This window comes from uncultured Roseobacter sp., from assembly GCF_947493125.1.
Taxonomy (GTDB): Bacteria; Pseudomonadota; Alphaproteobacteria; order Rhodobacterales; family Rhodobacteraceae; genus Roseobacter.
Genome location: NZ_CANLQB010000002.1, coordinates 191,825 through 213,560, shown reverse-complemented (window position 1 = coordinate 213,560; position 21,736 = coordinate 191,825). Strand labels below are relative to the sequence as shown.

General features: G+C 61.3%; 16 protein-coding genes. 8 read left to right on the top strand and 8 right to left on the bottom strand.

The features are described from left to right. Window position 1: 1 nt before the first annotated feature. Complete coding sequence (infB, locus tag Q1A71_RS04800) at window positions 2-2,479, top strand: translation initiation factor IF-2 (protein ID WP_299672367.1); 2,478 nt, start codon at window positions 2-4, stop codon at window positions 2,477-2,479. A 338-nt stretch (window positions 2,480-2,817) separates the two neighbouring features. On the opposite strand, the gene Q1A71_RS04795 is transcribed toward infB, so the two are convergent. Genes Q1A71_RS04795 through Q1A71_RS04785 form a run of 3 tightly spaced genes read right to left on the bottom strand, consistent with a single transcriptional unit; the run spans window position 2,818 to window position 5,315 of the window. Next, the gene (locus tag Q1A71_RS04795) at window positions 2,818-3,216 is read right to left on the bottom strand and encodes a (deoxy)nucleoside triphosphate pyrophosphohydrolase (protein WP_299672365.1); all 399 of its coding nucleotides are present in this window, start codon (window positions 3,214-3,216) and stop codon (window positions 2,818-2,820) included. A 3-nt stretch (window positions 3,217-3,219) separates the two neighbouring features. Beyond that, window positions 3,220-4,446 carry a bifunctional glutamate N-acetyltransferase/amino-acid acetyltransferase ArgJ gene (gene argJ, locus Q1A71_RS04790; protein ID WP_299672363.1) on the bottom strand — a complete coding sequence of 409 codons (1,227 nt, stop codon included), beginning with the start codon at window positions 4,444-4,446 and terminating at the stop codon, window positions 3,220-3,222. Between the two features lie 5 nt (window positions 4,447-4,451). Next, on the bottom strand, window positions 4,452-5,315 hold the full coding sequence (locus Q1A71_RS04785) for a peptidylprolyl isomerase (RefSeq protein WP_299672361.1): 864 nt from the start codon (window positions 5,313-5,315) through the stop codon (window positions 4,452-4,454). A gap of 173 nt (window positions 5,316-5,488) precedes the next feature. Here Q1A71_RS04785 and secA point away from each other — a divergent pair, with 173 nt between their 5' ends. Together secA and Q1A71_RS04775 are read left to right on the top strand one after the other, a co-directional pair. Then, window positions 5,489-8,185, top strand: coding sequence for a preprotein translocase subunit SecA (gene secA / locus Q1A71_RS04780; protein ID WP_299672359.1), 2,697 nt, complete (start codon window positions 5,489-5,491; stop codon window positions 8,183-8,185). 279 nt (window positions 8,186-8,464) lie between these two features. Next, on the top strand, window positions 8,465-10,024 hold the full coding sequence (locus Q1A71_RS04775; RefSeq protein ID WP_299672357.1) for a substrate-binding domain-containing protein: 1,560 nt from the start codon (window positions 8,465-8,467) through the stop codon (window positions 10,022-10,024). A 3-nt stretch (window positions 10,025-10,027) separates the two neighbouring features. Here the strand turns inward: Q1A71_RS04775 and radC are convergent, their stop codons facing one another. The 3 genes from radC to dnaK all read right to left on the bottom strand — a co-directional run bounded on the left by radC (window position 10,028) and on the right by dnaK (window position 14,248). Further along, entirely contained in the window at window positions 10,028-10,789 is a 762-nt protein-coding gene (gene radC / locus Q1A71_RS04770) for a DNA repair protein RadC (RefSeq protein WP_299672355.1), read from the bottom strand. 314 nt (window positions 10,790-11,103) lie between these two features. After that, window positions 11,104-12,261, bottom strand: coding sequence for a molecular chaperone DnaJ (dnaJ, locus tag Q1A71_RS04765; protein ID WP_299672353.1), 1,158 nt, complete (start codon window positions 12,259-12,261; stop codon window positions 11,104-11,106). A gap of 76 nt (window positions 12,262-12,337) precedes the next feature. Further along, window positions 12,338-14,248 carry a molecular chaperone DnaK gene (gene dnaK, locus Q1A71_RS04760; protein WP_299672351.1) on the bottom strand — a complete coding sequence of 637 codons (1,911 nt, stop codon included), beginning with the start codon at window positions 14,246-14,248 and terminating at the stop codon, window positions 12,338-12,340. 213 nt (window positions 14,249-14,461) lie between these two features. Between dnaK and Q1A71_RS04755 the strand changes: the two genes are divergently transcribed. After that, window positions 14,462-15,064, top strand: coding sequence for an alpha-ketoglutarate-dependent dioxygenase AlkB (locus tag Q1A71_RS04755; protein ID WP_299672349.1), 603 nt, complete (start codon window positions 14,462-14,464; stop codon window positions 15,062-15,064). A 15-nt stretch (window positions 15,065-15,079) separates the two neighbouring features. On the opposite strand, the gene Q1A71_RS04750 is transcribed toward Q1A71_RS04755, so the two are convergent. Together Q1A71_RS04750 and Q1A71_RS04745 are read right to left on the bottom strand one after the other, a co-directional pair. Continuing rightward, window positions 15,080-16,690, bottom strand: a complete 1,611-nt coding sequence (locus Q1A71_RS04750) for an EAL domain-containing protein (protein ID WP_299672347.1) — start codon at window positions 16,688-16,690, stop codon at window positions 15,080-15,082. 127 nt (window positions 16,691-16,817) lie between these two features. Beyond that, complete coding sequence (locus Q1A71_RS04745; RefSeq protein ID WP_299672345.1) at window positions 16,818-17,642, bottom strand: ABC transporter permease; 825 nt, start codon at window positions 17,640-17,642, stop codon at window positions 16,818-16,820. Between the two features lie 118 nt (window positions 17,643-17,760). Between Q1A71_RS04745 and cysQ the strand changes: the two genes are divergently transcribed. The 4 genes from cysQ (at window position 17,761) to Q1A71_RS04725 (ending at window position 21,666) form a co-directional block, all read left to right on the top strand. Continuing rightward, complete coding sequence (gene cysQ / locus Q1A71_RS04740; protein WP_299672343.1) at window positions 17,761-18,558, top strand: 3'(2'),5'-bisphosphate nucleotidase CysQ; 798 nt, start codon at window positions 17,761-17,763, stop codon at window positions 18,556-18,558. After that, window positions 18,558-19,358: a manno-octulosonate cytidylyltransferase gene (locus Q1A71_RS04735; protein WP_299672341.1), complete on the top strand. Its 801-nt coding sequence runs from the start codon at window positions 18,558-18,560 to the stop codon at window positions 19,356-19,358. Before cysQ ends, Q1A71_RS04735 begins: the two co-directional genes overlap by 1 nt. A 250-nt stretch (window positions 19,359-19,608) precedes the next feature. Then, window positions 19,609-20,502, top strand: coding sequence for a UTP--glucose-1-phosphate uridylyltransferase GalU (gene galU / locus Q1A71_RS04730; RefSeq protein WP_299672339.1), 894 nt, complete (start codon window positions 19,609-19,611; stop codon window positions 20,500-20,502). A gap of 147 nt (window positions 20,503-20,649) precedes the next feature. Continuing rightward, a complete protein-coding gene (locus tag Q1A71_RS04725) occupies window positions 20,650-21,666 on the top strand; it encodes a glycosyltransferase family 2 protein (RefSeq protein WP_299672337.1) in 1,017 nt (338 codons plus the stop codon). Window positions 21,667-21,736 lie beyond the last annotated feature (70 nt).

Genomic DNA, 21,736 nt, shown 5'->3' with positions numbered 1-21,736 from the left:
CATGAGCGATACTGACGGCAAGAAAACATTGGGTCTGCGTGGCGGTGGCGCGCGTCCGGGCAACGTAAAGCAGAGCTTTAGCCACGGGCGGACCAAGAACGTCGTGGTTGAAACCAAGCGCAAGCGCGTTGTGGTGCCGAAGCCGGGCGCGGCGAAGCCAACGTCCGGAAGTGCAACCGTCGGTGATCCGTCCAAACGGCCCGCCGGGATTTCCGATGCGGAAATGGAACGTCGGCTGAAGGCGGTTCAGGCGGCCAAGGCCCGGGAGGCGGAAGAAACTGCGGCCCGTGAGGCGGAAGAGAAAGCCCGCGCGGCAGAGCGCGAGCGCCGGCGGGCCGAACAGGAAGCGAAGGAACGTGAAGAGCGCGAGCGCGAAGAGAGCCTGAAGGCGAAGGCCGAGGAAGATGCGCGCCGCAAGCAAGAGGCCGAAGCCGCCGCCAAGGCAGCAACAGCCCCGGCCGAAGAACCTGTCGTCGCACGCCAGCCGAACACCAAGGCGCCGGACAGCGCGCCGCGCAAGCAACAAGAGCGGGATCGCGACAACAATCGCCGCGGCGGCAAGGGCGGCGAGGACAATCGGCGTTCAGGCAAACTGACGCTGAACCAGGCGTTGGCCGGGGGAGATGGAGGCCGTCAACGCTCCATGGCCGCAATGAAGCGCAAGCAGGAACGGGCGCGTCAAAAAGCGATGGGTGGTCCCATCGAGCGTGAGAAGGTCGTGCGCGACGTGCAGGTGCCCGAGGCGATTGTGGTTTCGGAATTGGCCAACCGCATGTCGGAAAAGGTGGGCGCCGTCGTGAAAGCTTTGATGCAGAACGGCATGATGGTCACGCAGAACCAGACCATCGATCAGGACACCGCTGAGCTGATCGTCGAGGAATTCGGCCACAAAGTGGTGCGTGTTTCGGATGCGGACGTCGAGGATGTGATCAAGGAGGTCGAGGATTCCGAAGACGATCTCAAATCGCGTCCGCCGGTCATCACCATCATGGGCCACGTTGACCATGGTAAGACCTCACTGCTGGATGCGATCCGCAATGCAAAGGTTGTGGCGGGTGAAGCGGGTGGGATCACCCAGCACATTGGCGCCTATCAGGTGAAAACCGACAGCGGACAGATGCTGAGTTTCCTTGACACGCCTGGCCACGCGGCGTTCACGTCGATGCGCTCGCGCGGTGCTCAGGTCACGGATATCGTGGTGCTGGTGGTGGCCGCTGATGACGCGGTGATGCCGCAGACCATCGAGGCGATCAACCATGCGAAAGCCGCTGAAGTTCCGATGATCGTGGCGATCAACAAGATCGACAAGCCCGAAGCGAACCCGGACAAGGTGCGCACCGATCTGCTGCAGCATGAAGTCATCGTCGAGAAACTCTCGGGTGATGTGCAGGATGTCGAGGTTTCCGCGATGTCCGGGCAGGGTCTGGACGAGTTGCTTGAAGCCATTGCGCTGCAAGCCGAGATCCTGGAACTCAAGGCCAACCCTGATCGGGCTGCCGTGGGTGCCGTGATCGAAGCACAGCTGGACGTGGGCCGGGGCCCTGTGGCGACCGTTCTGGTTCAGAATGGTACGCTGCAGCAGGGCGATATCTTTGTGGTTGGCGAGCAATACGGCAAGGTCCGTGCGCTCATCAACGACAAGGGCGACCGGGTCAAGAAAGCTGGCCCGTCCGTTCCTGTCGAGGTCCTGGGTCTGAATGGGACGCCGGAAGCTGGTGACGTCCTCAACGTGACCGAGACCGAAGCGCAGGCCCGCGAAATCGCTGAGTATCGCGAACAGGCTGCCAAGGACAAGCGGGCAGCGGCTGGTGCTGCGACCACCTTGGAACAGCTTATGGCCAATGCAAAGGCGGACGAGAACGTCTCCGAACTGCCCATCCTGGTGAAAGCTGATGTGCAAGGTTCTGCCGAAGCCATCGTTCAGGCGATGGAGAAGATCGGCAATGACGAGGTCCGCGTGCGGGTGCTGCATTCCGGCGTGGGTGCGATCACCGAGACGGACGTCGGTCTCGCCGAAGCAAGCCAGGCGCCGATCATGGGCTTCAACGTTCGTGCCAATGCCTCGGCCCGCAACACGGCGAACCAGAAGGGTGTCGAGATTCGCTATTATTCGGTGATCTATGACCTTGTGGACGACGTGAAAGCAGCAGCTTCCGGTCTGTTGAGCGCAGAGATCCGCGAAAACTTCATCGGCTACGCGACGATCAAAGAGGTCTTCAAAGTCACGGGCGTCGGCAAAGTTGCCGGCTGTCTGGTCACCGAAGGTGTCGCGCGGCGGTCGGCCGGTGTGCGTCTGCTACGCGACAACGTCGTGATTCACGAAGGTACGCTGAAAACGCTTAAGCGCTTCAAGGATGAAGTGGCCGAGGTCCAGTCCGGGCAAGAATGCGGTATGGCTTTCGAGAACTACGACGATATTCGCGCAGATGATGTGATCGAAATCTTCGAGCGGGAAGAGGTTACGCGTACACTGTCGTAAGATCTTTGCGAAAAACAAAAAAAGGGGGCGGCGTAATTGCCGCGCCCTTTTTTGCGTATTGAGTGCTGATACGTTAGGCTGCTTTGGTGACCGGCGCGCCCGTGTAACTCGTGTCGTCAACTTTCACGACGATACGTCCATCAGGCAACGCCCGGACATACAGCCCTTGGATAGACACAGCACTCCCCAGAGTAATAGTGCGTAACATTGTCGTTCTCCTCCCCAGGATCATGACTAAGACACAATTATCTCGGATTTATTAAATTACCATAAACATTTTTGAGAAATTCTTCTTATAGGCGAAAAACCGCAAATGACGTCGACCTAGGCGTTAATACTTACAACCAGTCCCGCAGTATCGGAATAAGGGGGAGATCCGCTGCAGGCATTGGATAGTCTTTTAGGGTCGTCGGTTTCACCCATTTAAGATCTTGATTTTCCTTTGAAATCGGAGTTCCTTCCCATTTACGGCACGCGAAGAGCGGCATGAGAAGGTGAAAATCATCATAGCTGTGACTCGCGAAGGTTAACGGCGCAAGGCATGACTTCCACGTGTCAATACCAAGCTCTTCGTGCAACTCGCGGATTAGTGCTGATTCCGGTGTTTCGCCCGGCTCGATTTTGCCGCCCGGAAACTCCCACAGCCCCGCCATGGATTTTCCCTCCGGCCGTTGCGCGATCAAGACGCGCCCATCCACGTCAATCAGAGCGACGGCGGAGACAAGAACCGTGTTCATCGGTCAGGACCGGTAGTCGGCGTTGATGTCGATGTAGCCATGCGTCAGATCGCACGTCCAAACCGTGGCCTGGCCAGGCCCGATCCCGATATCGACCGCAATTCTGAGATTTTCACCTTTCATATGAGCCGCCGCTGCTGCCTCGTCATATCCGGCGCTGACCCAGCCGTTCTCGGCAACCAGGACGTCTCCGAATTGAATCGACAGCCGATCGCGGTCTGCGGCGGCGCCGGACTTTCCGACGGCCATGACGACCCGACCCCAATTCGGATCCTCACCGGCAATTGCCGTCTTCACCAGCGGTGAGTTTGCAATCGACAGCGCATGCGTCTTGGCATCCTCGTCGTCGGCAGCTCCATTGACCGCAATTTCCACAAACTTCGTGGCGCCTTCGCCATCGCGCACGACGAGGTGGGCCAGCCCCAGCATCACAGCCCTGAGCGCGTCCGAGAAGTCGGAACGTCCGCTGACGTCGATGCCCGATGCTCCCGTCGCGGCAACGAGCAAAGTATCGGAGGTTGAGGTATCGCTGTCGACGGTGATACAGTTGAACGTTCCCGCGTTGTGGGTCGCAACGAGGCTTTGCAACTCATCCTGCTCGATAACCGCATCGGTAAAAATATAGACCAGCATCGTCGCCATATCCGGCGCGATCATCCCCGATCCCTTTGCAATGCCGACAATCCTGACTTCGCCTGCCGACGTGTCGACCGTTGCGCACGCACCCTTTGGGAAGGTGTCCGTCGTCATGATCGCCATCGCAGCGGACTTGATGGCTTTTGCATCGGCCGTGTCGGACAAGGTCTGCAGATGCGACGTGATCCTGTCGAAGGGCAGCGGCTCGCCAATCACACCCGTCGACGAAGTGAAAACGCGCGTCTCCGGGACTGCGCAGGCGGCGGCCGTCGCCGATGCGATGGTCGCAACGGCATCCAGGCCATTGCGGCCGGTGAAGGCATTTGCGTTGCCTGAGTTGACCAGGATTGCGGCCCCGTCTGCTGAAACCAGCCCCAGTTTGTCCTGGCAGTCCAGAACAGGAGCCGCCCGCGTGGCCGACGTCGTAAAGACCCCGGCGATCCGGGTACCCGGAGCCAGCTTGGCCAGCATCACATCGTCGCGCCCCTGATAGCGCACCCCGGCGGCGACGGTTGCGAAACTGACACCCTCCACGACAGGCAGGTCGGGAAACTCCTTGGGTGCCAGCGGCGACACCCCGGTCTTGGCAGCCATCGGTCTTAGTCCAGAAGGTCGGTCTGTTTGAGGATTGCGGGGTCAATCTCCACATCCGCCCGCACCTGAACATCCGCCGACTCAGTTGCGGACCGGATGGCCTCCTGCGCTTTGATCTGGCTCAGTTCCTGGGTCAGATCCGCACGAACGTCCTCCAGACTCGGGATCTCCGCCTGACGTGTTTCATTGAGCTTGATGATATGCCAGCCGAATTGGGTTTCGACCGGGTCGGAGACTTCTCCCGCGCTCAGCGCAATGGCTGCGGCTTCGAAACCCGGCACCATCATGCCGGAACTGAACCAGCCAAGCTCACCGCCATTCGGCCCCGAGGGCCCAATGGATTTATCGCGGGCCGTGGCCGCAAAATCCGCGCCGCCATCAATGGTCTCCTTCACGGCAATGGCTTCCTCCTCGGTTTTGACGAGGATATGCGATGCGTTGTACTCTTCCTCCGGATCGATGTCGCCGAACTGGCGATCATAGAGCTCCTTCAGAGCGTCCTCGGTTATTGCGTCCCGCAGGACACCTTCCACGACCTCACCCGCCATCAAAGACCGCTCTTCATTCTCCAGCGCTTTGGTGATGCGCAGCGGAGCCTCGCCTTCCAGCGTCTGGGCCAAGGCACTTTGCTGAACCAGCTGTTCGAGGATCCCGTCGAAGAGCACCTTGTCGTCCAACTGCTGATACTGCTCCGGCAGGGTCGCACGCGCGGCGATCATGTGGCCGAGGGTGATTTCGACACCGTTGACCGTGGCCACGATTGTCTCCGCGTCCGGCGCGTCGGCCTCTGTCTGGTCCTGGGCCAAGGACACGGTCGCGAGGCTGGCCACAAGAGCAGCGCTCGCCAGTCGTCTTAGGTGGTTCGTCATGGATTTGTCCTTGGGCTGCGTCGCGATTGAGCACGACATTGACACGGTTTGGCGTGACCCTTACATCGCCCTATGGGCGCGGCCAGGGTGCTGCGATCCTTTTCTATCTATGGGCTGTGTCGCAGACGAGCAAGCAGATCAGCGCCAATACTTGAACTTCGGCTGGAGAACGCATGCTGGGCATCGGAACACTCGCGAAAAAGGTCTTTGGAACGCCAAACGACCGCAAAATCAAAGCGACCCGCCCTCTCATCGACAAGATCAATGCACTTGAGCCGGACTTTGAACAGCTGAGCGACGACGGCATCAAGGAGAAGACGGAAGAGCTGCGTGAGCGTGCCGTGGGCGGTGAGAGCCTTGATGACCTGCTGCCGGAAGCCTTTGCCAATTGCCGTGAGGCGGCGCGCCGTGCTTTGGGCTTGCGCGCCTTCGATACCCAGCTGATGGGTGGCATTTTCCTGCATCAGGGCAATATCGCAGAGCAAAAGACGGGTGAGGGCAAGACGCTGACCGCGACCTTCGCGGCCTATTTGAACGCCTTGACCGGCAAAGGCGTTCACATCGTGACCGTGAACGAATATCTCGCCAAGCGGGATGCGGCCTGGATGGGGCAGGTCTTCGGAGCGCTGGGTCTGAGTACAGGGGTGGCGCACGCAGAGATGTCCGAGGAGGACAAGCGCGCAGCCTACAGCAGCGATATCACCTATGCCACGAACAACGAACTGGGGTTCGATTATCTGCGCGACAACATGAAGTCCGAATTGAGCCAGATCTTCCAGAAGCATCACAACTTCGCGATTGTGGACGAGGTGGACTCCATCCTGATCGACGAGGCACGCACACCGTTGATCATCTCTGGGCCGGCGCAGGATCGCTCGGACATGTATAAGGTGATCGACACGGTGATCCCCGAGTTGGAAGAAGACCACTTCGAGCTCGACGAGAAAACCCGCAACGTGACTTTCACCGATGAGGGCAACGAGTTCCTCGAAGATCTGCTGCGTCAACGGGAGATGCTGGAGGAGGGTCAGACGCTCTACGACCCCGAAAGCACCACCATCGTGCACCATATCAACCAGGGCCTGCGCGCGCATAAACTATTTCAGCGCGACAAGGACTACATCGTGCGCGATGACGATGTGGTGCTGATCGACGAGTTCACCGGGCGCATGATGGCGGGTCGGCGGTTGTCCGATGGTTTGCATCAGGCGATCGAGGCCAAGGAAGGCGTGCCGATCAAGCCCGAGAACGTCACGCTCGCCTCGGTAACCTTCCAGAACTACTTCCGCCTCTACGACAAACTTGCAGGCATGACGGGCACGGCGCTCACCGAAGCAGAGGAGTTCCAGGAGATCTACGGCCTTGGCGTGGTGGAAGTGCCAACCAACAGGCCCATCGCCCGGGTGGACGAGGATGATCAGGTCTACCGCACTGTCCGCGAGAAGTATTCGGCCATGCTGGACCAGATCAAGGAGAGCAATGCCAAGGGCCAGCCGGTCCTGGTCGGTACGACTTCGATTGAGAAGTCCGAGGCGCTGAGCAAGATGCTGACCGAGGCCGGGATCGCGCATAACGTGCTCAACGCGCGGCAGCATGAGCAGGAAGCGCAGATCGTCGCGGATGCGGGCAAGTTCGGCGCCGTGACCATCGCGACCAACATGGCGGGCCGCGGGACTGACATTCAGCTTGGCGGCAACGTCGATATGCAGGTGATGAACGCCATCGCAGCGGACCCGGAGGCCGACCCCGAGGAGATCCGTGCCAAGGTCGAAGCGCAACACGCCGATGAAAAGGCGAAGGTACTCGAAGCGGGCGGCCTCTATGTTCTGGCCTCCGAACGGCACGAAAGCCGCCGGATCGACAACCAGTTGCGCGGGCGGTCGGGCCGTCAGGGTGACCCCGGACGCTCCTCCTTCTACCTGAGCCTTGAAGATGACCTGATGCGCATCTTCGGTTCAGAGCGGCTTGAGAAAGTGTTGACGACCCTTGGTCTCAAAGAGGGCGAGGCGATCGTGCATCCGTGGGTGAACAAATCGCTGGAGCGTGCTCAGGCCAAGGTCGAGGGGCGCAACTTCGATATTCGCAAGCAGCTTCTGAAGTTCGACGACGTGATGAACGAACAGCGGAAGGTCGTCTTCACCCAGCGTCGGGATATCATGGAGGCTGCTGACCTCAGCGAGATCACCACCGATATGCGTCATCAGGTCATCGACGACATGATCGACCAGTATCTGCCCCCCAACACCTACGCGGACCAGTGGGATTCCGAAGGGTTGCACACTGCGGTCAGGGAGCAGTTGGGTATCGACGTAGCGGTGATGGATTGGGTCGAGGAAGAAGGTGTCGACGATGAAGCGATCCGAGACCGTCTGGTGCAGGCAACAGATACGTTCATGTCCGAGAAGGCCGAGCAGTTCGGTTCGGAGAACATGCGCAACATCGAAAAGCAACTCCTGCTGCAGGTGATCGATGCGAAGTGGCGCGAACATCTGCTGACCCTCGAGCATCTGCGCTCGGTTGTCGGCTTTCGTGGCTACGCGCAGCGTGATCCGCTGAATGAATACAAGAACGAGGCGTTTCAGCTTTTTGAAGGGATGCTCGACGGGCTGCGTGCGGATGTGACTCAGAAGCTTGCTCAAATCCGGCCTCTCTCCGAAGAAGAACAGCGTCAGATGCTTGAGCAGATCCGCGCGCAGCAGGCAGCACAAGTGTCCGCTGCGGGGGGTGCGGCTGTGGCTGCCACGTCGGGAGATACGGCAGATGGCTTCGTCGAAGACGATCCATCTACCTGGGGCAACCCCGGCCGGAATGAACCCTGCCCGTGCGGATCGGGAAAGAAATTCAAGCACTGTCACGGTCGCCTCGTTTAGAAGGCGGCTTTCTGCAAGCGTGACTGGTGCGGCTTCCGGCTTATCGTGTTGGTCCGCGCCTCGCATGCGTCTCACGCATGGAGCATACCGTGGCTGTCGAGTTATAGGCCGCACTGAATACGTCTGGAGACGGGTCCGAAACCGCGAAGCGGAAGCGCGCTATTGCCGCAGAGCCTTGCTGCCGCCACTCCCGATGGGCGGTTGGGACTTTCAGGTGTTGAATAATCCGCCCCGAGACCCGACAGTCGCGTCGAACGACACAGCGTCGAGGGTCTTATTATGAGATTGAGGCGTGCAGCTGCGGGCGCTGCAATTCTTCTATCGACGCTTTGCCATTCGGCTTCGGCGCAGGATGTGACGTTGACCTCGCGGGATGGAACTATCGAGCTGACCGGAACTCTTCTCGGATTTGACGGTGAGTTCTATCGCGTCGATACGATTTACGGGGAACTGACGGTGGATGGGTCGGGGGTACTCTGCGATGGGCCCGGCTGTCCAAACCTTCAGGATTTTGTCGCAGAGCTGAGCATCTCTGGCTCCGCGACCATGGGCGCTGTTTTGATGCCCGCGCTGATCGAAGGTTTTGCTCTGCGCAATGGCTACACAGCCGAGCGGAGCGTGGAGGACAAGACCCATTTCAGCTATCGGTTGACCAACGAGCAGACCGGAAAACTGGCTGCCGTCTTTGCGTTTCGCGTCACCAACACCGACGAGGGGTTCGCCGATCTTCTGGCCAATGAGGCCGATATCGTCATGGCCCTCCGCGAGATCCGGGCAGACGAGCATATGCGCGCGGAAGAGGCTGGAATGGGCGACATGACCGAGGACAATCGCAGCCGGGTGGTGGCGCTTGACGGGATCGTCCCGATTGTCGCGCCCAACAATCCCGTGCGCCGTATCTCGCCGCTTGATCTGGCGCGGGCCTATGCCGGTCAGATCACCAACTGGTCCGATTTGGGTGGGCCGGATGCGCCGATCAGTCTGCATGCGCCCGCGCAAAGAACGGGTTTGGGTCAGGCCATTGAAGACAAGATCATCATCACCGCGGGTCTGCAGATGTCGCCCAACGTGGTCCGCCATGCCCGCGGGATCGAGCTATCAGCGAAGGTTGCCTCCGACGCCTTTGCCCTAGGCCTGGTGAGTTTTGCCGAGGTCGGCAATGCCCAAGCGCTGACGCTGGCTGGGCGATGCGGCCGGGCGCTCCGTGCCACGCGGCGCACGATCAAGACAGAGGATTATCCGCTAACCGCGCCGATGTTTCTCTACCGTCCGGCGCGCCGCTTGCCGAAGATTGCGCGCGAGTTTCTGGCTTATACGGGAGGGCCATCCGCTCAGATCGTGACCCGGCGCGCGGGCTTTGTGGATCAGGCTCCGGAGGAAGTCCCGCTGGATGATCAGGGGAATCGCCTGGCCAACGCGATAGCGGCGGCGGGCGACGAGATCGCGCTGACGGAACTGCAGCGTATGGTGAGCCTGTTGTCTCCCATGAAGCGGCTCACCACATCCTTCCGGTTCGAGGCGGGCTCTGTGCGTTTGGACGCGCAGTCTCGGTCCAATGTGCAGCAGTTGGCCCGCGCTCTGGAGCAAGGGCGCTATGACGCCCGCAAGCTGGTGTTCGTTGGCTTCAGCGACGGGGAAGGGCCCGCGATTGCTAATCAGAGCATCGCCTTGCAGCGCGCCGAGGCGGTCCGTCGCGCGGTCATCGCGGCTGCGGAAACGGCGGATGTAGACCAGGTGACACTCGAGATTGATGCCTTCGGGGAAGCGATGCCCATGGCTTGTGACGGCAGCGCGTGGGGGCGGCTGACCAATCGACGGGTCGAGGTCTGGGTGCGCTGAGACTCAGAGATAGCCGTCGCTGCGAAAGCTGAGCTCCCGCGATTTTCCGATGATCAGATGGTCGTGCAGCGTGAGCCCGAGGGCGAGGCAGGCGTTGTTGATCTGGTCGGTCATGGCAATGTCTGCCTGGGAGGGTGTGGGGTCGCCGGATGGGTGATTATGCACGAGAATCAAGGCACTGGCGTTGAGCTCCAGCGCGCGTTTGACCACCTCGCGGGGGTAAACGGGGACATGGTCGACCGTGCCTTTAGCCTGCTCTTCATCCGCGATGACGACGTTCTTGCGATCGAGATAGATCACGCGGAACTGTTCGGTCTCGCGGTGCGCCATGGTGGTATGGCAATAGTCGAGCAGCGCGTCCCAGCTGCTGACCACATTCTGCTGAATCACGCGGGCGCGGGCCATCCTGTGCGCGGCGGCTTCCATGATTTTCAGTTCGGTGATCACTGCATCGCCCACGCCAGAGATATCGCGCAGACGCTCTACTGGCGCAGTCACGACCCGGTTGAAATCGCCGAAGCGGTCCATCAGTGCATGGGCGAGGGGTTTGACATCGCGGCGGGGAATGGCGCGGAACAGAACCAGTTCGAGCAACTCGTAGTCCGGCATCGCAGCGGCACCGCCCTGCATGAAACGGTGCCGGAGGCGTTTGCGATGATCGGCGATGTAAGAGGGGGTAGTGCCGCTTGGAAGTGGCAAAGGCTCTGCTTCGTCGAGCAGAAACGGCAGGGCGGATTCGGCGAAGATATGGGGATCACGACTCATGAGATCGACTGTGCGCAAGCATGGTTTCCGATTGGTTAATCCGGGCCCAAAACCGCTGTCGGTGTGATGTCTGTATCGCGTCGGTTTTACGTCGGTATCACGTCGGTGCGCTGCGCGCGGTCAAACGTTGAGATGTGCAACACCAGGGGTGGCCTGAAAGCCCACCCCACCTGCCAACACGACCCTATGGACCGGCAGGTAAGGTGGGCTTTCAGGCCACCTTTGGGTGAGTGTTGGGGAGATAGGGGGCGGTTTATCGGGGCTCCGCCCATTCACGGCTGAAAGGCTCCACCGGAGCCGTTCCGAGACGCCATTTACCCTTTCATCGAATCCCAGAAAGTCTTCACCGAGGAGAAGAAGCTGGAGGTCTCGGGGTTGTTGTTCTCCGACAGCTCTTCGAACTCTTCCAGCAATTCTTTCTGGCGGGCGGTCAGGTTGACCGGGGTCTCGACGGCCAGTTCGATGAACATGTCCCCCGAGCCCGCACCGCGCAGGGCGGGCATGCCCTTGCCGCGCAGGCGCATCTGGCGGCCCGATTGGCTGCCCCCGGGGATCTGCACGCGCCCGCGCCCGCCGTCGATGGTCGGCACTTCGATCGACCCGCCCAAAGCGGCCTTGGCCATCGAGACCGGGACGCGGCAGAAGAGGTTGCTGCCCTCGCGCGTGAAGAGCTCGTGCTCGGCCACGTCGATGAAGATGTAGAGATCGCCCGACGGCCCGCCGCGCATGCCCGCTTCGCCCTCGCCGGCGAGGCGGATGCGGGTGCCGGTTTCGACGCCTGCGGGAATGTTCACGCTGAGCGCGCGGTCTTTCTCGACCCGGCCTGCGCCCTGGCAACTGTTGCAGGGGTTCTTGATGATCTGGCCAAGGCCGGAACAGGTCGGGCAGGTGCGCTCCACGGTGAAGAAGCCCTGCTGCGCGCGGACCTTGCCCATGCCGGAGCAGGTGGGACATTGCGTTGGTTCGGCCCCGCCTTCGGCGCCGGAGCCCTTGCAGCTGTCGCAGCTGACCGAGGTCGGCACGTTGATGGTTTTCTGCAGCCCGCTATAGGCCTCTTCCAGCGTGACCCGCAGGTTGTAACGCAGGTCTGACCCGCGCGCGGCGCGCCGTCCGCCACCGCCGCGTCCGCCGCCCATGAAGTCGCCGAAGAGATCGTCGAAGACGTCAGAGAAGGCCGATCCGAAATCGCCCTGACCACCGCCAAAACCGCCGCCTCCGGGGCGCCCGCCGCCGCCGCCCATGCCGCCTTCGAAGGCTGCGTGGCCGAACCGGTCATAAGCCGCCTTTTTCTCGGCGTCCTTCAGGACCTCATAGGCCTCGTTGGCCTCCTTGAACTGAGCTTCGGCGTTGGGGTTGTCCTTGTTGCGGTCGGGGTGCAGCTCCTTCGCCTTCTGGCGATAGCCTTTCTTGATCTCGTCCGCTGACGCGCCTTTGGCGACACCCAGCACGTCGTAATAGTCACGTTTTGCCATCCGATGGTCCCCTTACTGGAACGTGAGAGGCCGACCCGGGGGTCGGCCTATGCAGTGGTTCCGGGTTACGCGCCGCTTATGCGCGCTTGTCGTCGTCGAGATCTTCGAACTCGGCATCGACGATGTCGTCATCGTCCGCGCGAGGCTCGTCTGTGGCTTCGGCCACGTCTTCGCCCTCTTCCTGCGCCGCCTTGTAGATGGCTTCGCCCAGCTTCATCGCCGCTTCGGTCACGTTCTGGATGCCCGACTTGATCTTGTCGGCATTGTCGGTTTCCAGCTCGTCTTTGAGCGCGGCAATCGCCAGCTCGATGGCCTCGATGGTGGTCGGGTCGACCTTGTCGGCATGCTCCTCCATCGACTTTTCGGTCGAGTGGATGAGGCTTTCCGCCTGGTTTTTCGCCTCGATGAGCTCGCGACGGGCCTTGTCGGCCTCCGCGTTCTCCTCGGCGTCCTTGACCATCTTCTCGATATCCTCGTCGGAGAGACCGCCCGAGGCCTGGATGGTGATTTTCTGTTCTTTCCCAGTGCCTTTGTCCATCGCGCCCACCGACACGATACCGTTGGCGTCGATGTCGAAGGTCACCTCGATCTGCGGCATGCCGCGCGGGGCAGGCGGGATGTTTTCGAGGTTGAAGGCGCCGAGGATCTTGTTGTCGGACGCCATTTCCCGTTCACCCTGAAAGACCCGGATCGTGACCGCGTTCTGATTGTCTTCGGCGGTGGAGAAGATCTGCGACTTCTTGGTCGGGATCGTGGTGTTGCGGTCGATCAGGCGGGTGAAGACACCGCCGAGGGTTTCGATGCCCAAGCTGAGCGGGGTCACGTCGAGCAGGACCACGTCCTTGACGTCGCCTTGCAGAACACCGGCCTGGATGGCGGCACCCATGGCGACCACTTCATCCGGGTTCACACCCTTGTGGGGCTCCTTGCCGAAGAACTTGGTCACCTCTTCGACCACCTTCGGCATGCGAGTCATCCCACCCACGAGCACGACCTCATCGATGTCGGAGGCGGAAAGGCCCGCGTCTTTCAGCGCCGCCTGGCAGGGTTTGATCGAGTTCTTGATCAGGTCGCTGACGAGGCTTTCCAGCTTGGAGCGGGTCAGCTTCATGACCATGTGCAGCGGCTGACCATTGGCGCCCATCGAGATGAAGGGTTGGTTGATCTCGGTCTGGCTCGAGCTGCTGAGTTCGATCTTGGCTTTCTCAGCCGCCTCTTTCAGACGCTGCAGGGCCATCTTGTCCTGGGTCAGGTCGACCTGATGCTCTTTCTTGAACTCATCGGCGAGGTAGTTGACGATCCGCATGTCGAAGTCTTCCCCACCGAGGAAGGTGTCGCCATTGGTGGATTTCACTTCGAAAAGGCCATCGTCGATCTCGAGGATGGTCACGTCGAAGGTGCCGCCGCCGAGGTCATAGACCGCGATGGTCTGGGTCTGCTCTTTGTCGAGGCCATAAGCCAATGCCGCCGCTGTCGGCTCGTTGATGATGCGCAGTACTTCGAGGCCCGCGATCTTGCCGGCATCCTTGGTGGCCTGGCGCTGGGCGTCGTTGAAGTAGGCGGGGACGGTGATGACCGCTTGGGTCACCTCTTCGCCGAGGTAGCTCTCGGCGGTCTCTTTCATCTTGCCGAGGATGAAGGCGGAGATTTGGCTGGGCGAGTATTTCTCGCCTTTGGCTTCCACCCAGGCGTCGCCGTTGCCGCCGTCGATGACGTTGAACGGCATGTTCTTCTTGTCCTTGGCGAGATCCGCATCGTCGAACCGACGGCCAATCAGACGCTTGACGCCGAAGATGGTGTTTTCGGGGTTGGTGACGGCTTGCCGTTTCGCGGGCTGGCCCACGAGGCGCTCGTCATCCGTGAAGGCGACGATGGACGGGGTTGTCCGGGCCCCTTCGGAGTTTTCGATGACGCGGGGCTGGCTGCCATCCATGATGGAGATGCAGCTGTTGGTGGTTCCCAGGTCGATACCAATGACTTTGGCCATGTTTTGATCCCTCTTTAACTTCAAGGCGATGACACGGAGCGAGTGGCCCGTTATGGCGCCGCTGCCCCGATCTGGTAACACATGAAGCGGGTCGCTTCGTGCGGTTCGCAGCGTATATAAGGAGGGGTCCCGGGCGCTGCAACCTTTAGAACCAGTGTCTTTTAGGGATTCTTGCGGCACGGACGGCGCATTTTCAGCGAGAGGCGGAGGCACGTGGCAGATCTGACGGTCGCGGGGTTCGACATTTACAAATCTTACCTTGATGGGCCTGCGCAGGAGGCGCTGGTGGCAGCGCTGCGCGAGGTTGTGGCAAAAGCGCCCTTCGTGGCGCCGGTGACGCCGCGCGGCAAGCCGATGTCGGTGCGGATGACGGCGGCCGGGCGCTATGGGTGGATCACCGACCGGCAGGGATATCGTTATGCCGCCGCGCACCCCAATGGCACGCCCTGGCCTGCCATTCCCGAGCAGATCATCGGCATCTGGGACGCGCTGACCGGGCTGGAGCGCAGGCCGGAGTGCTGTTTGATCAACTACTATGGCGAAGGTGCGCGGATGGGGATGCACCAGGACAAGGACGAGGCGAGCTATGACTGGCCTGTGGTGTCTGTCTCGCTGGGGGACGAGGGGCTCTTTCGCATGGGGGGCGCCGTCCGGGGTGGCAAGACCCGGTCGATCTGGTTGCAGTCGGGGGATGTGGTGGTGATGGGAGGGGCCGCGCGGCTGGCCCATCACGGGGTGGACCGGATCCGGTTCGGATCGAGCGCGCTTTTGCCGAAAGGCGGGCGGATCAACCTGACGCTGCGCGTGGTGACCTGACCCGCTGCCCTGTTTCTAGCCTGCTTTGCTGTCCGGCGGCTGCGTCGCGGTGCTGTCGGGATCGTCGACCTTCAGATCGCTCCACTTGGTTTCCAGCAGCCAGGAGACGTCGCTGGCGGAGACCGCTTTGTCAAAGAGAAAGCCCTGACCGAGGCCACAGTTCAGCGATTTGATGAACGCGAGGTCCTGCTGCGATTCGATCCCTTCGGCGGTCACGTCGAGCTCCAGCCCGCGGGCCAGCGACATGATGCCCGTCACGATCTTCTGGTTCTGGGGCTGACCGCCGATGTCGGTGACAAACCCGCGGTCGATCTTGATGCGGTCGAAGGGCAGTTGCCGCAGGCTGGCCAGGCTCGAATACCCGGTGCCGAAGTCATCGAGCGCCACGGAGATGCCGATGGCTTTCAACGCATCCAGCTTTTCGCGCGCGGAGGAGAAGTCGCGAATGACCGAGCGTTCCGTGACCTCGATGGTCAACCGGGTCGGATCGAACGCTGTTTCCTGCAGAATGGTTTTGATGTCATCGACCAGCGAGCGATCATGGAACTGCAGCGGCGAGACATTGAAGGACATGGACAGGCGCGCATCCCAGTCGTTGGCCGCTGTGCAGGCCCGGCGCAGCAGGCTGTTGCCCAGCGCGCTGATCTGGCCGCTGTCCTCGGCGATCTCGATGAAGACGGCGGGGGAGATTGTCCCGCGCTCCGGGTGGTGCCAGCGGGCCAGCACCTCGAAGCCGGTGATATATTGTTTTTCGATATCGACGATGGGCTGGAACCAGGGCTCGATCTGGCCGGTCGTGATGGCTTCGCGCAACTCGGCCTCGATCTGGGCGCGCTCGGTCGATTGAGTGTCGAGTTCGGCGTCATACCAGGCAAAGCGGGCCCGGCCATCCTTCTTGGCGGTGTAGAGCGCGCGATCCGCCTGGCTGAGCGCGTCGGAGTGGCAGGTGCCGCCGACCCAATGCGCGAGACCTACACTGCAGCTTATATATAGCGCGGTGCCCTGGAATTCGAAGGGCTTTTCCATGGCGTGCAGCAGCCGCCGGGCGATGCGCTCGACGGTTGCGGAATTGCGTTTGGGATCGAAGATCACGGCAAACTCGTCGCCGCCGAGCCGCGCGATGGTATCGGACGGCGTCAGCATGGCTTCGAGCCGTTCGGCCACGCCCTGCAGAAGTGCGTCGCCGGCGGCGTGGCCCTGCACGTCGTTGATCGGCTTGAAGCGGTCCAGATCAATCATCGCCATATAGCGGCCCGCACTGTTGGGGTCGGCCTCGATTTCCTGCATGGAGGCGGCGAAGGCCCGGCGGTTCATCAGCCCGGTGAGCGGGTCGTGCCGCGCATTGCGCTCGGCCCGCTGATACTCCTGCGCGCGCTCGCGCATGACCTTACGCAACACACGCGCGCGATAGATCGACGACAAGATCAGCGCCACGGTGAGGTTGACCACGAGCAGCGCCAGTTCGTCCAGATCCCAGTCTTCATGCGCGCGGGAGAATTCATAGAATTCCTCGAAGAGCTCCATCTCGGCCATGATCGGCCAGGTCAAGACGGCGGAGACAAAGAATGCGACATGCGCGTTGAAGATTTTATTCCGCCAGCGGGTTGTGCGAATACTGTTGAACATCACAAGGGCCTTCCGGTCTTTCCAGCGCGCGAGCCTAGATCTGCTCGGTTGCCAACCGGTGAACCGGCCCGGTCAAAGCGCCTTGGACTTTATCCAAACTTTACGGATCGAAAGGCCTCGGGCGGTGCTATCGCCGTGCGCTCCAGCTCAGCGAGGCGTGGCGGCGGGTGTAGAATTCGCCCATCAGGCCGATCATCAGCAGGACCACGCCGACCCACATGGCGTAATGCCAGTCGGTGTAGCGTGGATTGTAGTTGATGAAGGTGAAGCCGCGCGCCTGGTCGATGGCGTGAAACAGCGGATTCCAGTCGAACATCGCCAGCATGAAGCTGGGCAGGCTGTTGGCCACGAACATCTTGCCCGAGGCAATCATATTGGCGCGCTGGTAGACCGTTGAGAAAATGCTGACGACCTGGGGAAACCAGGGTTTGATCGCGAGCAGCACGAGGCCGAGCGAGATGCCGGTGAACCAGGACACCATGAGCATGCCGAAGGCGGCGGCAGGCTCTTCGATCACCACGGCGGCGAAGGCAACATGGTAGCCGAAGAGAATGATGGCCAGTGAGAGGATCTGGATGTAGAGCGCGCCCACGGCGGCGGAGGCGATGGCGATGATGGTGTTCATCGGGGCGTGCTGCATCATCGGGCTGGCGGGCCCCTCGGAGCCGACCACAGCACTCATCGATTTGGTGTGGGTCATGAAGAGGAAGATGCCCGACATCAGGTAGAGCAGGAAATCGCCGCGTATGGCGGCGCCGCGCAGGCCCAGAAGCGAGAACATCACATAGAAGGCCAGGACGAAGATCAGCATCTGCAGCACATTGATCAAGATGGCCGCGAAGGCGTTGTTGTGGGTTTTGCGGACCGAGCGCACGGTGGAGTGATAGATCAGCTCCAACAGCGTCAAGGCTGAGGAGACCCCGGTGGATTTGCGTCTGGTTGCCTGGAACATAACCGCTCTGCGAGTTGTTGTTCATCACCTTTGCACGGAATTCTTGCTGTTCCGTTAGAGGTTCAGCATAAGGGGCCTCGTTTTCAACATCAATCATCGAGACATGGACGGTAGGGTTATGGATTACGTGAAGTTGGTAGAGGTCATGCGCCGGTTGTCGATCGAGGCGGGGGCGAAGATCATGGAGATCTATGACGCCGACGACTTCGACGTGAAGGTGAAGTCGGACGACAGCCCGGTGACGGCGGCGGATGAAGCGGCGGATGCGCTGATCTCGGCGGGGCTGCGCGAGGCCTTTCCGGATGTGATGCTGGTGACCGAGGAACAATCGGCCACGCATGACACCTCGGGCGATACCTTCCTGATCGTCGATCCGCTCGATGGCACCAAGGAGTTCATCCACCGCCGGGGCGACTTCACGGTGAACATTGCGCTGGTGGAGAAGGGTGTGCCCACGCGCGGCGTGGTCTATGCGCCGGCCAAGGGGCGCATGTTCTATACCGAGGCCGATGGCCATTCGGTCGAGGAAACGGGCGATCTGGCGCTGGATCAGGTGGGGCCGACGCAGGCGATGTCTGTGTCGGACGCGGACAACGCGGCGTTGATGGTCGTGGCCTCGAAGTCGCACCGGGATCAGGCGACGGATGATTACATCAACAAATACGCCGTGAAGGACATGAAGAGTGCGGGGTCTTCGCTGAAGTTTTGCCTGGTGGCGACGGGAGAGGCGGATCTCTACCCGCGTCTGGGCCGCACCATGGAGTGGGATACGGCGGCAGGTCATGCGGTGCTGGCCGGCGCAGGCGGGGCGGTTGTGCGCTTCGATGATCTGACGCCGCTGACCTATGGCAAGGACGAGTATGCGAACCCGTTCTTCATCGCCTATGCGCCGTCCGTCGATCTGAAGGGCGGCTGATGTCCGTCCTGATCGTCATTCCGGCGCGCTATGCGTCGACGCGCTATCCGGGCAAGCCGCTGGTCGGGCTCACCGGGGCCTCGGGCCAGTCCCGCAGCCTGATCGAGCGCAGCTGGCGGGCCGCAGGCGAGGTGGCCGGGGTGGACCGCGTGGTGGTGGCGACTGATGATGACCGGATCAGGGAGGCGTCGGAGGCCTTCGGTGCGGAGGTGGTGATGACCTCGTCGGACTGGGTCAACGGGACGGAGCGGTGTGCGGAGGCGCATGCGGCGCTGGGCGGTGGCTATGAGGTGGTGGTGAACCTGCAGGGCGATGCGCCGCTGACCCCGCATTGGTTCATCGAGGACCTTGTGGCCGGGCTGCGCGCCGCACCGCAGGCCGAGATTGCGACACCGGTCCTGCGCTGCGACGGCGCGACGCTGAACGGTTTTCTTGAGGATCGCAAGGCGGGGCGGGTCGGCGGCACCACGGCGGTCTTCGATGCCGCACGCCATGCCCTCTATTTCTCGAAGGAGGTGATTCCGTTCACCTCTGCGACCTATGGCGCTGCGGAGGAGACGCCGGTGTTTCACCACGTCGGTGTCTATGCCTATCGGCCCGCGGCGCTGGCGGCCTATCCGACCTGGCATGTGGGCCCGCTGGAGCGGCTCGAGGGGCTGGAACAGCTGCGCTTCATGGAGAATGGACGGCAAGTGCTGTGCGTCGAAGTGGCCGCGAAGGGCCGCCATTTCTGGGAGCTGAACAACCCCCAGGACGTGCCCAAGCTGGAGAAGATGATGGCGCAGATGGGCGTGGAGTGACGCCAAACAGCAGCGGACGTCAAGGAGTTAGCGGCGGATCCCCCAACAAGGCCTCCCGCCATAGTTTTGAAAGTGCCTATTTATCTGCACGTCATGCGAGCATACTGGCAGTCTGCCGGAATATTCCATATGATCGGCTCGATTGCGCTCAAATTTCGCTTTTATTGCAGTGCAAGTCGTGTTTTTGACGCATTCGAGCGCTATGTATCGCTCGCGGGGTACGATTTTTTCCATGTGTGAGGGCAACAGTATGAAACGCAAAGTCACCAAGGCGATCTTTCCCGTAGCCGGGATGGGAACACGCTTTTTACCTGCGACCAAATCCGTACCTAAGGAAATCATGACGCTGGTTGACCGCCCGCTGATCCAATATGCGATCGACGAGGCGCGTGCGGCCGGCATCAAGGAGTTCATCTTCGTCACCTCGCGCGGCAAGGGCGCCCTTGAGGATTACTTCGACCACGCGCCGACCCTGGAGCAGGAATTGCGCAAGAAGGGCAAGACCGATCTTCTGGACGTGCTCGAAACCACCAACATGGACAGCGGCGCCATCGCCTATATCCGCCAGCACAAGGCGCTTGGGCTTGGCCACGCGGTCTGGTGCGCGCGCCGTCTCATTGCGGATGAGCCCTTCGCGGTCATTCTGCCCGATGACGTGATCGCGGCGGACAAGCCCTGCCTGCAGCAGATGGTCGAAGCCTACGCCGAGACCGGCGGGAATATGGTTGCGGCGATGGAGGTGGCTCCGGAAAAGGCGTCGTCCTACGGCGTTCTGGATGTGTCCGAAGACATGGGCGCGATGGTCAAGGTCAAGGGCATGGTTGAAAAGCCAAAGGCGGACGAGGCGCCGTCAAACCTCGCCGTGATTGGCCGCTACATCCTGTCACCGTCGGTTCTCAGCAATCTGAACAAGATGAAATCCGGCGCGGGTGGCGAGATCCAGCTGACGGATGCGATTGCGCAGGACATCGAGAAGAAGGGCAACGTTTTCGGTTACCGCTTCCGCGGCCAGCGGTTCGACTGCGGGTCGAAGTCGGGCTTCCTGCAGGCGACGGTCGCTTTCGGGCTCGACCGGGACGATCTGCGCGACGACCTGTCGGCCTATCTGCACGACGTGGTCAACATGGGCAAGGCGGCCGAATAGCGCCGATCCCCACCCATTCGGACCGGATGTGCGGCGCGAAGTCCTCCTTCGCGCCGTTTCTTTTGTCTGAGCCAAGTTTTTTGTGGTGGCGCCTGACGGTGGCGCGATACGGAAGGGGCAAACCTGTCCTGACTGAAAGGTTCTGCCGTGGCGCTGCATTCGCCCTGGTCCCGATACAAGCTGCGGCTGCGGCGCAAACGCATGCTGTGGCGCGCCTTTCGCAGCCGGCATCAGCTGACCGCGCTGCGGGACAGGACCGTGGAGATCCTGGAAGGTGACATCCTGCTCTTCGCCACGATGCGCAATGAAGCGATGCGGCTGCCCCATTTCCTCGAACACTACCGAAAGCTTGGGGTGCGGCACTTTCTGATCGTGGACAACGGCAGCGAGGACGAGACGATGTCGCTGCTCGAGGCGCAGCCGGATGTGTCGCTGTGGTGGACCGCCGAAAGCTACAAGGCATCGCGGTTCGGCATGGATTGGCTGACCTGGCTGATGCGGCAGCACGGTCACGGGCATTGGACGGTCACGGTCGATGCGGATGAACTGTTGATCTATCCCGACCATGACACGCGCCCGCTGCCCGAGCTGACCGCGTGGCTCGATGGGCGGGGGCAGCGCATGATGGGGGCGATCATGCTCGATCTTTACCCCAAGGGTCCGCCCGATACACATGAGTATGTCGCCGGGCAGGACCCCTGCGAGGTTCTGCAATGGTTCGACGGATACGGCTATTGGGTGCAGCGCCAGCGGAAGATGGGCAATCTCTGGCTGCAGGGCGGCCCGCGTGCACGGTGCTTCTTTGCCAAGGACCCGCGCCGCGCGCCCACGCTGAACAAGATCCCGCTGGTCAAATGGCACCGCAGCTATGTGTTCGTGAATTCCACCCACAACGCGCTGCCGCCCGAGCTGAACCGGACCTATGACGAAGGCGGTGTCGAGAAGGTCAGCGGGGTGTTGCTACACACCAAGTTCCTGCCCGATGCCGCGGCGCGCGCCCTGCAGGAGCAGAAGCGCAAGGAGCATTTTTCCAACTCGGCGCTCTATGACGACTACTATGTCGCGGTCGGGCGGAACCCCGATCTGTGGACGCCTGAATCGCTCCGGATGGCCGGATGGCGACAGCTTCTGCGGATTGGCCTGATGACCCGCGGGGGGTGGTGATCGACCAGGATCCGCCGAAATAGCCTACGACTTTAGAATTTATTGTGAAAATTCGATTTTTGAGCAATAG

Coding starts and splice junctions, on each gene's coding strand:
- Q1A71_RS04750 (WP_299672347.1), bottom strand. CDS start 16,690: ATGTTCAACAGTATTCGCACAACCCGCTGGCGGAATAAAATCTTCAAC.
- Q1A71_RS04735 (WP_299672341.1), top strand. CDS start 18,558: ATGTCCGTCCTGATCGTCATTCCGGCGCGCTATGCGTCGACGCGCTAT.
- infB (WP_299672367.1), top strand. CDS start 2: ATGAGCGATACTGACGGCAAGAAAACATTGGGTCTGCGTGGCGGTGGC.
- Q1A71_RS04795 (WP_299672365.1), bottom strand. CDS start 3,216: ATGAACACGGTTCTTGTCTCCGCCGTCGCTCTGATTGACGTGGATGGG.
- Q1A71_RS04785 (WP_299672361.1), bottom strand. CDS start 5,315: ATGACGAACCACCTAAGACGACTGGCGAGCGCTGCTCTTGTGGCCAGC.
- galU (WP_299672339.1), top strand. CDS start 19,609: ATGAAACGCAAAGTCACCAAGGCGATCTTTCCCGTAGCCGGGATGGGA.
- cysQ (WP_299672343.1), top strand. CDS start 17,761: ATGGATTACGTGAAGTTGGTAGAGGTCATGCGCCGGTTGTCGATCGAG.
- Q1A71_RS04745 (WP_299672345.1), bottom strand. CDS start 17,642: ATGTTCCAGGCAACCAGACGCAAATCCACCGGGGTCTCCTCAGCCTTG.
- Q1A71_RS04775 (WP_299672357.1), top strand. CDS start 8,465: ATGAGATTGAGGCGTGCAGCTGCGGGCGCTGCAATTCTTCTATCGACG.
- dnaK (WP_299672351.1), bottom strand. CDS start 14,248: ATGGCCAAAGTCATTGGTATCGACCTGGGAACCACCAACAGCTGCATC.
- argJ (WP_299672363.1), bottom strand. CDS start 4,446: ATGGCTGCCAAGACCGGGGTGTCGCCGCTGGCACCCAAGGAGTTTCCC.
- dnaJ (WP_299672353.1), bottom strand. CDS start 12,261: ATGGCAAAACGTGACTATTACGACGTGCTGGGTGTCGCCAAAGGCGCG.
- secA (WP_299672359.1), top strand. CDS start 5,489: ATGCTGGGCATCGGAACACTCGCGAAAAAGGTCTTTGGAACGCCAAAC.
- radC (WP_299672355.1), bottom strand. CDS start 10,789: ATGAGTCGTGATCCCCATATCTTCGCCGAATCCGCCCTGCCGTTTCTG.